Here is a 14,369-nt window from a genome sequence, read left to right on the forward strand (position 1 = left end):
CCGGCCGACGTCGGCGCCGCGCTCCGACGGAGGGACCGCCGCGGGCTCCGGCGGACGGCTCACTTCGCCGCCCGCTTCTCCTCGACGAGGGTGACCACGCACTCGACGACCTGCGCCAGCGTCAGCTCGGTGGTGTCCACCTCGACCGCGTCATCGGCCTTGGCCAGCGGGGAGGTCTTGCGGCTGGAGTCGGCCGCGTCCCGCTTGACCAGGGCCTCGCGGGTGGCGTGGACGTCGACGCCCTTGAGCTCACCGCTGCGCCGGGCGGCGCGGGCCTCGGGGGAGGCGGTGAGGAAGATCTTCAGGTCGGCGTCGGGCAGCACGGTGGTGCCGATGTCGCGGCCCTCGACGACGATCCCCGTCTCGGCGGACGTGGCCAGCGAGCGCTGGAGCTCGGTGATCCGGGTCCGCACCTCCGGTACGGCGCTGACCGCGCTGACCTTGGAGGTGACGTCCTGGGTGCGGATCGGACCGGCCACGTCCACGCCGTCGACGGTGATCGTCGGGTGGGCGGGGTCGGTGCCGGAGACGATCTCGGGCTTGCCGGCCACCGCGGCGATCGCGGTGGGGTCTTCTATGTCGATCCCGTTGGTCACCATCCACCAGGTGATCGCCCGGTACTGGGCGCCGGTGTCCAGGTAGCTCAGGCCGAGCTGCGTGGCCACGGCCTTCGATGTGCTCGACTTGCCCGTGCCGGAGGGGCCGTCGATGGCAACGATCACGGGCAGGGCGGTCCGGGCGGCGCCGATTTCCACAGCGGGGCACCTTCCTGGTGAAGGGTGGTGGGTGGTGTGCGGGACGCGAGGGCGCCCCGCACAAGGTTACTGGCTTCCCGGACGCCCTCTTACTGGCGGATGGACCAGCCCCGCTCCCTCAGGGCCGAGGTGAGGACCGGTGCCGCCTTCGGCTCGACCATGAGCTGCACCAGACCGGCCTGCTGCCCGGTGGCGTGCTCGATGCGCACATCCTCGATGTTGACCCCGGCCAGCCCCGCGTCCGCGAAGATGCGGGCCAGCTGCCCGGGCTGGTCGTCGATGAGGACCGCGACGACCTCGTACACCCGCGGCGCGGACCCGTGCTTGCCGGGGACCCGGACCTGGCCGGCGTTGCCCCGCCGCAGCACGTCCTCGATACCGGTGGCGCCCTCGCGGCGCTTGGCCTCGTCGGAGGACTGGAGGGCGCGCAGGGCCTGCACGGCCTCCTCCAGGTCGACGGAGATGTCGGAGAGCAGGTCGGCGACCGGTCCCGGGTTGGCGGAGAGGATGTCGATCCACATCCGCGGGTCGGAGGCCGCGATCCGGGTCACGTCCCTGATGCCCTGCCCGCACAGCCGTACTGCCGCCTCCTCCGCGTTCTTCAGGCGCGCGGCGACCAGGCTGGAGACCAGGTGGGGCATGTGGGAGACGAGCGCCACGGCACGGTCGTGGGCGTCGGCGTCCATGACGACCGGGACCGCCCGGCAGTGCGAGACGAGCTCCAGGGCGAGGTTGAGGACCTCGGTGTCGGTGTCCCGGGTGGGGGTGAGCACCCAGGGGCGGCCCTCGAAGAGGTCGGCGGTCGCCGCCAGCGGACCCGACTTCTCGCGGCCCGACATGGGGTGCGTGCCGATGTAGCCGGACAGGTCCAGGCCCATCGACTCCAGCTCGCGGCGCGGGCCGCCCTTGACGCTGGCCACGTCCAGGTAGCCGCGGGCCGCGCCCCGGCGCATGGCGCCCGCGAGCACTCCCGCCACGTGCGCGGGCGGCGCGGCGACCACGGCGAGGTCGACCGGGCCGTCGGGGGCCGCGTCCGTGCCCGCGCCGAGCGCCGCCGCCGTGCGGGCCTGCTCCGGATCGTGGTCGACGAGGTGCACGACCACCCCGCGCCGGGCGAGGGCCAGGGCGGCGGAGGTGCCGATCAGCCCGGTGCCGATGACGAGTGCGTTTCTCACTGGGCGATGTCCTTGCGCAGGGCGGCCGCGGCGCCGAGGTAGACGTGCGCGATCTCGGCGCGCGGCCGGTCGGACTCGATGTGCGCGAGGACGCGGACCACGCGGGGCATGGCTCCCGCGATGTCCAGTTCCTGGGCGCAGATCAGCGGTACGTCGACGATGCCGAGCTTGCGGGCCGCGGCGGCCGGGAAGTCGCTGTGCAGGTCGGGGGTGGCCGTGAACCAGATGCTGATCAGGTCGTCGACGCTCAGGCCGTTCCGCTCCAGGACGGCGGTGAGCAGCGCCCCCACCTGCTCGTCCATGTGGCCGGCCTCGTCCCGTTCGAGTTGGACGGCTCCCCGGACCGCTCGTACCGCCACGGCGCTGCTCCTTGCTGAGGTGAATCGGGTCTCGGGCATCCAGCCTAGTCAGACCGCGTGGGACGGGTGGGCGGCGCCCGCCCGCTGAGACAACAAGTGAAACGGGTGGTTTATCGCGTACTGCCCCGATTTGCTTCGACTTCATGGTGTTCGATGCGAAAATGCTGCTGCTCCGCTCGGAGCTCTTCCCCTCCCCCGGAACCCCCGGAGTGATGAAACATGACCCAGGGCTCTACGCGGCGCACGGTGCTCGCCACGAGTGCGGCGGCGCTCGTGGCGGCGGGCTGCGGCAAGACCGGCAGCAGCAACTCGGAGGCGTCACCCGCCTCCGAGGCCACCTCTCCCCCGGAGACGGCCTCCCCCACGGGGGCGTCGCCCACCTCGGAGACGTCCCACCCGGCGGCGACCTCCCCGGCCACGGAGGGGACCGCCGCCGGGCGTGAGTTGACGAGCACGGCCGACATCCCGGTGGGCGGGGGCAAGGTCTTCGCGCAGCAGAAGGTCGTGGTCACCCAGCCGGAGAAGGGCGAGTTCAAGGCCTTCTCGGCGATCTGCACCCACCAGGGCTGCACGGTGAACAGGGTGGCCGACGGCACCATCGACTGCCCCTGCCACGGCAGCAGGTTCCGCGTCACCGACGGCTCGGTGGCCCACGGCCCGGCCGTCAGGCCGCTCCCCGTCAAGCAGATCAAGATCGAGGGAAACTCCGTCCGCCTGCTGTGAGGATCCGCGCCGCGGGGGCGTGATCACCGCGCCCGCTCCCCGTGGAGCCCGATCACCGACGCGTGGCGGACTCTCTGCGCCGTGTCCGCCACGCGTCGGCCTGCCGGGGAGACGGCTGAGCCGTTCGGGGCCCGGAGGGCCCGGACGGCTCGGACGTCCTGACGAGGTCTAGAGGTCGACCTCGTTCATCAGCATGCCGACCTCCGTGTTCGACAGGCGGCGCAGCCAGCCGGACTTCTGGTCGCCCAGGGTGATGGGTCCGAAGCCGGTGCGGACCAGCTTGTCGACCGGGAAACCCGCCTCCGCGAGCATGCGGCGGACGATGTGCTTGCGGCCCTCGTGAAGGGTGACCTCCACGAGGTAGTTCTTGCCGGTCTGCTCGACCACCCGGAAGTGGTCCGCGCGCGCGTAGCCGTCCTCCAGCTGGATGCCGTCCTTGAGCTGCTTGCCCAGGTCCCGCGGGATGGGGCCGACGATGTGCGCGAGATAGGTCTTGCGCACGCCGTACTTCGGGTGGGTCAGCCGGTGCGCCAGCTCGCCGTGGTTGGTGAGCAGGATCACGCCCTCGGTCTCGGTGTCGAGCCGGCCCACGTGGAAGAGGCGCGTCTCGCGGTTGGTGACGTAGTCACCGAGGCACTGGCGGCCCTCCGGGTCCTCCATGGTGGAGACCACACCGGCGGGCTTGTTCAGCGAGAAGAACTGGTACGACTGCGTGGCCACGGTCAGCCCGTCGACCTTGACCTCGTCCTTCTCCGGGTCGACCCGGCGGCCCTGCTCCAGGACGATCTCGCCGTTGACCTCGACCCGGGCCTGCTCGATCAGCTCCTCGCAGGCGCGCCGCGAACCGTACCCCGCGCGGGCGAGCACCTTCTGCAGCCGCTCGCCCTCCTGCTCGGCGCCCGGGAAGGTCTTCGGCAGCTTGACGTCCTTCTTGCCGGCGTACCGGTCGCGGTTGCGCTCCTCCATCCGCGTCTCGTACTCGCGGGAGCGGGCCGGAGCCGTACGGCCGCCCTGCTGGGGCTGCTTGGGGCCGCCCTTGACCCCGCCGCGCGCGGATCCGCCGCGCCCTGCCTTCGGGCCGTCCTTCGTCGCGCCGGGGCCGACGTCGTAGCGGCGCTCCTCGGGTCGGGGCTTGCGGGGGCGGCCCTGCCCCTGCCGCTCGTCCCTGTTGTCGCCGGCACCGCGGTGGTTGCCGCGCCCGCCGTTCCTGCCGCTGCCGCTGCTTCGCATCAAAGTTCCGTCGTCGTCTTCGTCGTGTGGTCGCCGTCTGCGCCCGGCGCGTCATCGGGAGCGTCCGGGTCGAACGACGGTACGCCCTCCTGGGTCTCGGCCTCGATCGCCTCCGCCTCCGGGAGGAAGGGCGCGAGCTCCGGGAGTTCGTCCAGACCGCGCAGGCCCATCCGCTCCAGGAAGTAGTTCGTCGTCCTGTACAGGATCGCACCTGTTTCGGGTTCCGCGCCCGCCTCCCCGACCAGACCGCGCTGGAGCAGGGTCCGCATGACGCCGTCGCAGTTGACTCCGCGGACGGCCGAGACCCGGCTGCGGCTGACCGGCTGGCGGTAGGCGACCACGGCGAGGGTCTCCAGGGCGGCCTGGGTGAGCCGGGCCTGTTGGCCGTCCAGGACGAAGCCCTCGACGGCGGCCGCGTACTCGGGGCGGGTGTAGAAACGCCAGCCGCCGGCGATCAGCCGCAGCTCGAAGCCGCGCCCCTGGACGGTGTACTCGTCGGCCAGTTCGCGCAACGCGTCCGCGATCTGCCGGCGGGGCCGCTGGAGGATCTTCGCCAGGTGCTCCTCGGTCGCGGGCTCGTCCACGACCATGAGGACGGCCTCCAGGGCGGGCTTCAGGTCGAGGCCGGCGACGGTGGACGGGCCCGCGGACGGTTCGGTGGTCTCCTCGCTCACGCCTTCATCTCCTCCTTGGGCTCCTTGGGCTCCTCGGACTTCTCGGGCACCTCGGGCGGACGGTCGAACTCGTCCGTCACGGTGGGCGTCTCGTCCCCGTCACCGCCGGTCCAGCGCACGGTCAGCTCGCCGAGCGCGGTCTCCTGGTCCAGGGCCACGGCCTTCTCGCGGTACAGCTCGAGCAGGGCGAGGAAGCGGGCCACGACGGTGAGTGTGTCGTCGGTGTCCGCCACCAGCTCACGGAAGCCGGCCTCACCGAGCTCCCGCAGCCGGGCGATCACGATCCCGGCCTGCTCCTGCACACTGACCAGCGGCGCGTGGATGTGGTCGACGTACACCTGCGGCTTGGGCTTGGGCTGCATCGCCTTGACGGCGAGTTCGGCGAAGCGGGCCGCGCCGATGCCGATGACGACCTCGGGCAGCAGTTCGGCGTGGTGGGGTTCCAGTCCTACGGTGCGGGGGTGGCGACGGCTCTCGTCGTCCAGCCGCCGGCTGAAGATGTCGGCGATCTGCTTGTACGCGCGGTACTGGAGCAGCCGTGCGAACAGCAGGTCCCGGGCCTCCAGCAGGGCGAGGTCGGCCTCGTCCTCCACCTCGGCGGCGGGCAGCAGCCGGGCCGCCTTGAGGTCGAGCAGGGTGGCGGCCACGACCAGGAACTCGGTCGTCTGGTCCAGGTCCCAGTCGGGCCCCATGGCCCGGATGTGCGCCATGAACTCGTCGGTGACCTTGGACAGGGCCACCTCGGTGACATCGAGCTTGTGCTTCGAGATCAGCTGCAGCAGCAGGTCGAACGGCCCCTCGAAGTTGACCAGCCGAACCGTGAACACCCCGTCCCCGGCCTCCGGCGCGGGCTCGGCGGGCAGCTCGGTTGACGGCCCCGCCGGGGCGCCTCCGGGGAGTTCCGCCGGGGGCTCGGGAGGCTCCTCGGCAGCCCCGGGTGCGGGCATGGGCTCCGCGGGCGCGGCCGGCGGTTCGGGACGCTCGTCCTGGGGCGCCGGCGGTGGGTGGGCCGGGGAGTCGCTTGCCGTTCCCGGGCCGCGGCCCAGGGCGCGCCGTCGGCCGGTGGGGGTGGGAGCGTCGTTCGAGGTCATGGCCGTCGCAGGCTACCGCCTACGGCCCGCTCGGACGGCTAACGTCCGCGCAGCCGCCGTACCAGGATGCTTGCCTCGCCCCGGGACTCCAGGTCGGCCAGCACCACGGCGACCGCCTCGCGGACGATGCGTCCCCGGTCCACGGCGAGTCCGTGCTCGCCGCGGAGCACCAGACGGGCGTGTTCGAGGTCCATGAGCTCTTCGGCGGACACGTACACGGTGATCTTCTCGTCGTGCCGTTCGCGGCCGCTCGGCCGGCGTGCCGCGCTGCGGCCCCGCTTGCGCGACTGCTCGGCCGCGGGGGCAGAACCTTCCTGCGGCGCCGCCGAACGCCGCGCGGGGCGCTCCGCGGTCGTGGACCGGCTGCGGGACTCGCCCGTGTCCGTCGGCCCCGCCTCCACCGCCACGTGCTCCGCGCCCTCGCCGTCGCCGCCCTGCGCGGGCACCGACTGCGGCGCGTCCTCGGCCGCGGCGGTCGGATCGCTCTCGCCCGCGGGAGCGGGCACCCGGGCCTCGCCGCCTGCCTGGCGTCGGGGAGTGGACGGCTGGAGCGCCATTCCCCCTGTCGTACGGAACAGTTCGTCGGCCCCCGGCAGACTCACTCGGCGTGACACCGGGCGAGCACCTCCCTGGCGAGCTGGCGGTAGGCGGCGGCACCGACGGAGTTGGAGGCGTACGTGGTGATCGGCTCACCGGCGACCGTGGTCTCCGGGAAGCGGACCGTGCGTCCGATGACCGTGTGGTACACGTGGTCGTCGAACGCCTCGACGACACGTGCCAGCACCTCGCGGCTGTGCACGGTGCGCGAGTCGTACATCGTGGCCAGGATCCCGTCGAGCTCCAGCTCCGGGTTGAGGCGCTCCTGGACCTTCTCGATGGTCTCGGTCAGCAGGGCCACACCGCGCAGCGCGAAGAACTCGCACTCCAGCGGCACGATCACCTTGTGCGCGGCCGTGAGGGCGTTGACGGTGAGCAGGCCGAGCGAGGGCTGGCAGTCGATGACGATGTAGTCGTAGTCGTCCATCAGCGGCTTCAGGGCTCGCTGGAGCGTCGACTCGCGCGCGACCTCGCTCACCAGCTGGACCTCGGCGGCCGACAGGTCGATGTTGCTGGGCAGCAGGTCCATGTTGGGGACCGCCGTCTTCAGCAGGACCTCGTCCGCGGACATGCCCCGCTCCATGAGCAGGTTGTAGACGGTGAGGTCGAGCTCCATGGGGTTGACGCCGAGACCCACCGACAGCGCGCCCTGCGGGTCGAAGTCCACGAGCAGGACACGGCGGCCGTACTCCGCGAGCGCGGCACCCAGGTTGATGGTCGACGTGGTCTTGCCGACGCCGCCCTTCTGGTTGCACATCGCGATGATCTTCGCGGGGCCGTGGTCGGTCAGCGGACCCGGGATCGGGAAGTACGGCAGCGGGCGTCCGGTCGGGCCGATGCGCTCACGGCGCTGGCGGGCCGCGTCGGGCGCGAGCGTGGCCGCGTACTCGGGATCGGGCTCGTACTCGGCGTCGGGGTCGTAGAAGTGCCCGTCGGGCAGTTCGTCGTAGTCGGCGAAGTGGTTGTGGGGCGCGCCACTTCCGTCGCCGGCCATGGCGTTCACGTGATGGCCATCCATGCTTGGGGGTGCTGGCTGAGTCACTCCTGTTGTCCGGTGACTCTGGTGGGCTGCGAAGGTGCGCACAGCGACGGAGCCGACAGCCTCGAGCCGCGTGGGGCCCTGGCCCGGCGCAGGCATTCCTGGTTGACCACCCCCGGGAGAAAATGTCGACTCATTCACAAGTCGTCTTACCTCCTTGGTGACCAGGGGACTTCTAGACAGGTCAGCGTGGCACCATGCCGACGTTTGGCGACTCTATGGCGTGTCGGCGGTCCGCAGCAACACAATCCGCCGGACCCGGCCCGATGTGTCGGTAATGGAACATCCCTCTGTCAAGGGCGTACGAGCGTCGCACGGCAGGTTTCACCGGTGCGTGAATCGGTCGAATGGTTGCGTTCGAGGCGAGTTGACCGAGTGCGGCGAAGTGACCATACACACATCCGGCCGGACCTTGTGGGACAAGGTCCGGCCGGCCGTGCGAGGTTGACGACACGAGTTGACGTATCGCCTTTCATGCCTTGGCGACTTGGCGACCCGCTCAGCCGAGCAGGGACTCCAGCGCGACGTGCTCCAGGCCGTGGGCCTCCGCGACCTCGCGGTAAACGACCTTGCCCTCGTGGGTGTTGAGGCCCTTGGCCAGCGCCGCGTCACGGCGCAGCGCCTCCACCCAGCCGCGGTTGGCGACTTCGACGATGTACGGCAGCGTGGCGTTGGTCAGCGCGTAGGTCGAGGTGTTGGGCACCGCGCCCGGCATGTTGGCGACGCAGTAGAACACCGACTCGTGGACCTTGAAGGTCGGCTCGGCGTGCGTGGTCGGGTGGGAGTCCTCGAAGCAGCCGCCCTGGTCGATCGCGATGTCGACAAGGACACTTCCGGCCTTCATCCGGGACACCAGCTCGTTGCTGACCAGCTTCGGGGCCTTGGCGCCCGGGACGAGCACGGCGCCGACGACGAGGTCGGCCTCGACGCAGGCCTTCTCCAGCTCGAAGGCGTTGGAGACGACGGTCTTGATCTTCGTGCCGAAGATCTTGTCCGCCTCCTTGAGCTTGTTGATGTCCTTGTCCAGGAGCGTCACGTGGAAGCCCAGACCGATGGCGATCTGCGCGGCGTTCCAGCCGGAGACGCCACCGCCGATGATGACGGCCTCGCCGGCCGGCACGCCCGGGACGCCGCCCGGAAGCACACCGCGGCCGCCCGCGGCGCGCATCAGGTGGTAGGCGCCGACCTGCGGCGCGAGGCGGCCCGCGACCTCGGACATCGGGGCAAGCAGCGGCAGCGCGCGGCTGGGGAGCTCGACGGTCTCGTAGGCGATCGCCGTGGTGCCGGACTCCAGCAGGGCGTCCGTGCACTCCTTGGAGGCGGCCAGGTGCAGGTAGGTGAAGAGGATCTGGTCCTTGCGGAGGCGGTGGTACTCCTCGGCGATGGGCTCCTTGACCTTCAGCACCATGTCGGCGGCGGCCCAGACCTCGTCCGCGGTCTCGAGGATCCGGGCACCGGCGGCCACGTACTCCTCGTCCGGGATCGAGGAGCCGACACCCGCGTTCCGCTCGACGACGACCTGGTGGCCGTTGCGCACGAGCTCGTGCACGCCTGCGGGGGTGATGGCCACCCGGAACTCGTTGTTCTTGACTTCGCGGGGGATGCCGACCTTCACGTCGATCACGGTCCTTGGCTCAGAGAATGTGGGGCAATTGCAGACGTACCCCGGCATGCGAAGGCATACCAGGCGACACCGCAGGAGAACGAGCGGCAGCACCAGTCTAATGAAGGCTTTCCCTCTGTCTAGCCTTTCATTGCATCAATCTTCAGTCGATGCACTGCGGATTTCGCAGGCATTGGCGCCTTCTTCCGTCAATGGGCCCTCCGGGCCCCCGTCCTCGGCCGCAGGGACCTCGTCGTCGAGCAGGCGCCGGGCCGCCCGGCGGTGCAGGGCCGCCGTGGTCGCGTCGCCCAGCCGCTCCAGGGTGTCGGCGAGCCGCAGCTGGAGCGCCGCCTGGAGCCGTACGTCCTCGGCGCGGCGGGCCCACTCGACCGCCTCCTGGCAGGTGCGCAGGCAGTCCTCGGGCCGCCCGGCGTACTCCTGGACACGCGCCAGCTCGCTCAACGCCCGCGCGTGGGCGGCGACATCGCCGGACTTCCGGTGCACGGCGGCGGCCGCCCGCCAGTTGCGCAGCGCCTCGCCGTAGCGGCCCGTGTAGGTGTGCGCGGTGGCGATGCGGCCGTAGAGGCGGGCGGCGTCCTCCCGCTCCGCACGTGCCAGCCGCTGCGCCAGGGCCCGGCCGAACCAGTCGGCGGCCCGGTCGTAGTCCCCGAGCTCCTGGTGGGAGCTGCCTACGGATTCCATGGCGCGGCTGATCGCGTACGGGTCCTCGGCCTCCCGTCCGGCGTCCAGCGCGGCCCGGTAGCGGGCCAGTGCCCCCGCCGTACGCCCGGTGCGGGCGTCCAGGTCGGCGAGGTTCAGCAGGGCGGCGGCCTTCTCCCGGGGCAGCCCGCGCCGCTCGGCCACATCCATGACGAGCCGGTGGACGCCGTAGAGGTCGGCGGCCGCGGCCTGGGTGCCGATGTGCGCCACCATGGCCCGCACGAGCTGGGACATCAGACGGCGGGCCAGGGTGTCCAGTTCGCCGTCGGCGACGGCGAGCCGGGCCGCGGCGAGCAGGGCGGGCCTGCGGGCGCGCAGCCACCTCTCGGCGGCCCGCGGTGTGGCGAAGCGGAGCCCGGAAGGCAGGCTCTTGAGCTTCTCCCTGGTCTCGGGGCTGTCGGTCTCGGTGATCGCCCGGCAGGACTGGAGCAGCCGCACGGTCCGTTCCAGCATCCTGGCGCGGGCGAGCCGCAGCTCGGCGGGGCGGTCCTGGCGCTCGGCGAGCTCAGCCAGCAGCGGGTGCAGGCAGCCGGGGACCTCGTAGCACGGCATCGACGAGGGGACGGCGCGCAGCAGCCCGAGGTCGGCGAAGTCGTCGAGGAGACCGCGGGCGGCCTCGACCGAGCAGCCGGCGAGCGCCGAGGCGGTCTGCGGGTCGACGTCACCGGCCGGGGCGAGGGAGAGCAGCCGCAGCAGCCGGGCGGCCGTGCCGGACAGGGTGCCGTGCACGAACCGCAGCACCCGGCCGAGGACGGAGCCCTCGTCGGGGTCGGCGCGCAGCTGCTTGGTGAGATCGGCGACGGCCGCCTGGGGGTGGGCGGCGAGCCAGCCGCCGGCCAGCGTCAGCGCGGCGGGCTGGCCCTGGCAGACCTCGACCAGGCTCTCGGCGGCCCGCGGGTCGACGGTGATGCGCACCGGGTCGATGCGCTGCGCCAGCAGTTCCACACCGGACTTGGTGTCCAGGCCGCCCAGGGTGCACGGGCGGACGTCGGCGATCCCGGTGAGCGGGCCCCGGGAGACGGCGACGAGGAGGCAGTCGGCGTTCTCCGGCAGCAGCGCGTCGACCTGGTCCGCGCCGGCCGCGTCGTCCAGCAGGAGCAGCGCCCGGCGCTCGGCGAGCGCGGTGCGCAGGGCCTCGGTCAGGTCGTCCTCGGCGGCGCCGGGCGGGGTCGGCAGATCGAGGGCGGTGAGCAGGTCGCGGGCGAGGGTCTCGACCGCCACGGGGGTGCCGTCGGGCTCGGTGAGCCTGGCGCGCAGCACACCACCGGGGTAACGCTGCGCGACCTGCTCCACCAGTTCCTCGGCGAGTGCCGTGCGGCCGGAGCCGGGCCTGCCCGCGATCAGCAGGACGCGTGCGCGGGGCGCCTTGCGGCCGGTCAGGGTGTCGAGGCCGGTCCGCTCGATGTCGGCGCGCAGCTCCTTCAACTCCCGTGTACGGCCCAGGAAAAGACTCTTCGCGGCCGCGGGGAACGAATCCCCGCCGGACAGGCCCACGCCGCCTGCGTCCACCGCCTGATCCGTCACGGGCCACACTCCCGTCCCACCGCACGTGCAAGCCCGCCGGGACTCCGGTCCGGGCGCTTCCAGAGCCTAGTTCACGCTCTGCGACGTACCGTGCGGAGCACGACGGACACGTCGCCCGATCGGATCAGGCGATGGTCACACCGCGAGGTTCGGCGGTGCGCTCAGGACGCGAAGGGGCGCGCCGGCCAGGGCGCCTCGGCCGGGCGCAGCGCGTCCAGCCCGTCCCCCTGGCGTGCGGCGACCAGCGACAGGACCCCCACCGCCAGGCAGTTGTTGTGCAGTTCGCCCGCGAGCACGCCCCGCACCAGTTCGTCCACCGGCATCCGCGCGTGCTCCATGTCGGTCTCCTCGTGCTCCGCCGCGAAGCGCTCGCCGACCGCCTCGGACAGGCCCCGGGCGAGGAAGATCCGCACGGACTCGTCGGAGCCGCCGGGCGAGGTGTGGACGTCGGTCAGCACCCGCCAGTCCTCGGCCTTGACGTGGGCCTCCTCGTACAGCTCGCGCTGGGCGGCGTGCAGCGGGTTCTCGCCGGGCACGTCGAGCAGGCCCGCCGGGATCTCCCACAGCCGCTGCCGCACCGGGTGGCGGTACTGGCGGATCAGCAGCACCCGGTCCTCCTCGTCGAGGGCGAGGACGGCCACGGAGCCCGGGTGCACCTGGTAGTCGCGGGTGACCACGGAGCCGTCCGGCATGACCACGTCGTCGGTGCGGACGGAGGTCTTGCCGCCGACGAACGGGGTGCCGGTGGCCCGGATCTCCCACTCCTCCGGGATGTCCTTGATCGTCATGCCCTGCCCTTTCCGACGTGCGCAAACAGAACGGGGGTGCGCGCCTTCGACGGCACGCACCCCCGCAACCGTACAACCGGGCGTGCTACTTGGAGATCTTCCGCTCGACGGCGGCCTTCACCAGGCCGGCGAACAGCGGGTGCGGGCGCGTGGGGCGCGAGCGCAGCTCCGGGTGCGCCTGGGTGGCGACCAGGTAGGGGTGGACGTCGCGCGGGTACTCCACGTACTCGACGAGCTTGCCGTCCGGGGAGGTGCCGGAGAAGACGATGCCCGCCTTCTTCTCCAGCTCCGCGCGGTAGGCGTTGTTCACCTCGTAGCGGTGGCGGTGGCGCTCCTCGACGTACTCCTTGCCGTCGTGGACCTCGCGCACGATCGAGCCCTCGGCCAGCTTGGCCGGGTACATGCCGAGCCGCATGGTGCCGCCCATGTCGCCCTCGCCGGCCACGATGTCGAGCTGCTCGGCCATGGTGGAGATCACCGGGTGACCGGTGGCCGGGTCGAACTCGGTGGAGTTGGCGTCCGCGATGCCGGCCAGGTTGCGGGCGGCCTCGACCACGATGCACTGCAGTCCCAGGCACAGGCCCAGCAGCGGGATGCCGTTCTCGCGGGCGTAGCGGATGGCGCCGACCTTGCCGAGCACGCCGCGGTCGCCGAAGCCGCCCGGGATGCAGATGCCGTCGACGTCGGCGAGCTGCTGCTCGGCGCCAGCCGCGGTCTTGCAGTCGTCGGAGGTGACCCACTTGATCTTGACCCGGGCCTTGTTGGCGAAGCCGCCCGCACGCAGCGCCTCGGTCACCGACAGATAGGCGTCGGGCAGGTCGATGTACTTGCCCACCAGGGCCAGGGTGATCTCGTGGTCGGGGTTGTGGACGCGGTCCAGCAGGTCGTCCCAGGTCGTCCAGTCCACGTCGCGGAAGGGCAGGTCCAGCTTGCGCACGACGTAGGCGTCCAGGCCCTCGGCGTGCACGACCTTCGGGATGTCGTAGATCGACCGGGCGTCGGGGCAGGCGACCACGGCCGCCTCGTCGACGTCGCACATCAGGGAGATCTTGCGCTTGATCGCGGTGGGGACCTCACGGTCGCAGCGCAGCACGATCGCGTCCGGCTGGATGCCGATGTTGCGCAGCGCGGCGACCGAGTGCTGGGTCGGCTTGGTCTTCAGCTCACCGGAGGGGCCGATGTAGGGCAGCAGCGAGATGTGCACGACGAAGACGTTGTCCCGGCCGACCTCGTGGCGGACCTGGCGGACGGTCTCCAGGAACGGCAGCGACTCGATGTCGCCGACCGTGCCGCCCACCTCGGTGATGACGACGTCCACCTCGTCGGTGGCCATGCGCCGGATGCGGTGCTTGATCTCGTTGGTGATGTGCGGGATGACCTGCACCGTGTCGCCCAGGTACTCGCCGCGCCGCTCCTTGGCGATGACCGTGGAGTACACCTGGCCGGTGGTGACGTTGGCCGAGCCGTCCAGGTCGCGGTCGAGGAAGCGCTCGTAGTGGCCGATGTCCAGGTCGGTCTCGGCGCCGTCGTTGGTGACGAACACCTCACCGTGCTGGAAGGGGTTCATCGTGCCCGGGTCCACGTTCAGGTACGGGTCGAGCTTTTGCATCACGACGCGCAGGCCGCGGGCCTTGAGCAGCATTCCGAGGCTCGAGGCGGTGAGGCCCTTGCCGAGCGAGGAGGCGACACCCCCGGTGACGAAGATGTGCTTGGTCGTCGTAGATTTCGGCGGCATGGCCAAGAGGGGGCTCCCGTGGTCGCGGTTGGTCGTGCGGTACGGCTGGCCGGTCCGGGGAACCCGGATGTTCCGGCTGAGGCGCCGTCGCTGCGGTTCGGGGGTTTCGAGCCCACCGGTCCACGGGCTACCAGGGTATCAGCGCCTGACGGGCATGGCTCCCGGCCACGCTCCGCGCACGCTCGGACACGTGCGCATTACCACTCACAGGTCCCTCACGCATGGCTCACTCGTTCGGCGCACCCGGGTTGCCCGGAGCGGCACGCAGATCATCTACGTGCGTCGTATCCTGCTCGGACACTCGCTGAGGAGCCCGGCCGGCAACACGGCACCACCCCCGTCCGTATGACCCGGAA

The 14,369-nt window shown here is 71.7% G+C and carries 13 protein-coding genes; 1 reads left to right on the top strand and 12 read right to left on the bottom strand.

Annotated elements, in window-relative coordinates:
• Window positions 1–59: 59 nt before the first annotated feature.
• The 3 genes from cmk to aroH form a co-directional block, all read right to left on the bottom strand.
• Window positions 60–755, bottom strand: coding sequence for a (d)CMP kinase (gene cmk / locus OIE49_RS08925; protein WP_326801847.1), 696 nt, complete (start codon window positions 753–755; stop codon window positions 60–62).
• Window positions 756–844: 89 nt separating this feature from the next.
• A complete protein-coding gene (locus OIE49_RS08930; protein WP_100567655.1) occupies window positions 845–1,930 on the bottom strand; it encodes a prephenate dehydrogenase in 1,086 nt (361 codons plus the stop codon).
• Window positions 1,927–2,289, bottom strand: coding sequence for a chorismate mutase (aroH, locus tag OIE49_RS08935; protein WP_326801848.1), 363 nt, complete (start codon window positions 2,287–2,289; stop codon window positions 1,927–1,929). Before aroH ends, OIE49_RS08930 begins: the two co-directional genes overlap by 4 nt.
• Window positions 2,290–2,508: 219 nt before the next feature.
• Between aroH and OIE49_RS08940 the strand changes: the two genes are divergently transcribed.
• Window positions 2,509–3,012: a Rieske (2Fe-2S) protein gene (locus OIE49_RS08940; protein WP_326801849.1), complete on the top strand. Its 504-nt coding sequence runs from the start codon at window positions 2,509–2,511 to the stop codon at window positions 3,010–3,012.
• Between the two features lie 168 nt (window positions 3,013–3,180).
• Here OIE49_RS08940 and OIE49_RS08945 read toward each other — a convergent pair whose 3' ends face one another.
• The 9 genes from OIE49_RS08945 to OIE49_RS08985 all read right to left on the bottom strand — a co-directional run bounded on the left by OIE49_RS08945 (window position 3,181) and on the right by OIE49_RS08985 (window position 14,013).
• Window positions 3,181–4,242 (bottom strand): pseudouridine synthase, encoded by a 1,062-nt coding sequence (locus tag OIE49_RS08945; protein WP_100567652.1) that lies wholly within the window; start codon window positions 4,240–4,242, stop codon window positions 3,181–3,183.
• Entirely contained in the window at window positions 4,242–4,916 is a 675-nt protein-coding gene (gene scpB, locus OIE49_RS08950; protein WP_326801850.1) for an SMC-Scp complex subunit ScpB, read from the bottom strand. The genes OIE49_RS08945 and scpB overlap by 1 nt, the downstream gene beginning before the upstream one ends.
• Window positions 4,913–6,007, bottom strand: coding sequence for a segregation and condensation protein A (locus tag OIE49_RS08955; protein ID WP_326801851.1), 1,095 nt, complete (start codon window positions 6,005–6,007; stop codon window positions 4,913–4,915). Before OIE49_RS08955 ends, scpB begins: the two co-directional genes overlap by 4 nt.
• Before the next feature lie 38 nt (window positions 6,008–6,045).
• Complete coding sequence (locus OIE49_RS08960; RefSeq protein ID WP_100567649.1) at window positions 6,046–6,621, bottom strand: hypothetical protein; 576 nt, start codon at window positions 6,619–6,621, stop codon at window positions 6,046–6,048.
• Window positions 6,606–7,742 carry a ParA family protein gene (locus OIE49_RS08965; protein ID WP_100567648.1) on the bottom strand — a complete coding sequence of 379 codons (1,137 nt, stop codon included), beginning with the start codon at window positions 7,740–7,742 and terminating at the stop codon, window positions 6,606–6,608. Before OIE49_RS08965 ends, OIE49_RS08960 begins: the two co-directional genes overlap by 16 nt.
• Window positions 7,743–8,142: 400 nt before the next feature.
• Complete coding sequence (gene ald, locus OIE49_RS08970) at window positions 8,143–9,267, bottom strand: alanine dehydrogenase (protein ID WP_326801852.1); 1,125 nt, start codon at window positions 9,265–9,267, stop codon at window positions 8,143–8,145.
• A 135-nt stretch (window positions 9,268–9,402) separates the two neighbouring features.
• Window positions 9,403–11,490, bottom strand: a complete 2,088-nt coding sequence (locus OIE49_RS08975; RefSeq protein WP_326801853.1) for a tetratricopeptide repeat protein — start codon at window positions 11,488–11,490, stop codon at window positions 9,403–9,405.
• A 161-nt stretch (window positions 11,491–11,651) separates the two neighbouring features.
• Window positions 11,652–12,278, bottom strand: a complete 627-nt coding sequence (locus OIE49_RS08980; RefSeq protein ID WP_326801854.1) for an NUDIX hydrolase — start codon at window positions 12,276–12,278, stop codon at window positions 11,652–11,654.
• An 85-nt stretch (window positions 12,279–12,363) separates the two neighbouring features.
• Window positions 12,364–14,013, bottom strand: coding sequence for a CTP synthase (locus OIE49_RS08985; protein ID WP_100567644.1), 1,650 nt, complete (start codon window positions 14,011–14,013; stop codon window positions 12,364–12,366).
• Window positions 14,014–14,369 lie beyond the last annotated feature (356 nt).

This window comes from Streptomyces sp. NBC_01788, from assembly GCF_035917575.1.
In the GTDB taxonomy this organism is placed as follows: Bacteria; Actinomycetota; Actinomycetes; order Streptomycetales; family Streptomycetaceae; genus Streptomyces.

Coding starts and splice junctions, on each gene's coding strand:
- OIE49_RS08940 (WP_326801849.1), top strand. CDS start 2,509: ATGACCCAGGGCTCTACGCGGCGCACGGTGCTCGCCACGAGTGCGGCG.
- OIE49_RS08985 (WP_100567644.1), bottom strand. CDS start 14,013: ATGCCGCCGAAATCTACGACGACCAAGCACATCTTCGTCACCGGGGGT.
- OIE49_RS08955 (WP_326801851.1), bottom strand. CDS start 6,007: ATGACCTCGAACGACGCTCCCACCCCCACCGGCCGACGGCGCGCCCTG.
- OIE49_RS08980 (WP_326801854.1), bottom strand. CDS start 12,278: ATGACGATCAAGGACATCCCGGAGGAGTGGGAGATCCGGGCCACCGGC.
- OIE49_RS08945 (WP_100567652.1), bottom strand. CDS start 4,242: ATGCGAAGCAGCGGCAGCGGCAGGAACGGCGGGCGCGGCAACCACCGC.
- OIE49_RS08965 (WP_100567648.1), bottom strand. CDS start 7,742: ATGCCTGCGCCGGGCCAGGGCCCCACGCGGCTCGAGGCTGTCGGCTCC.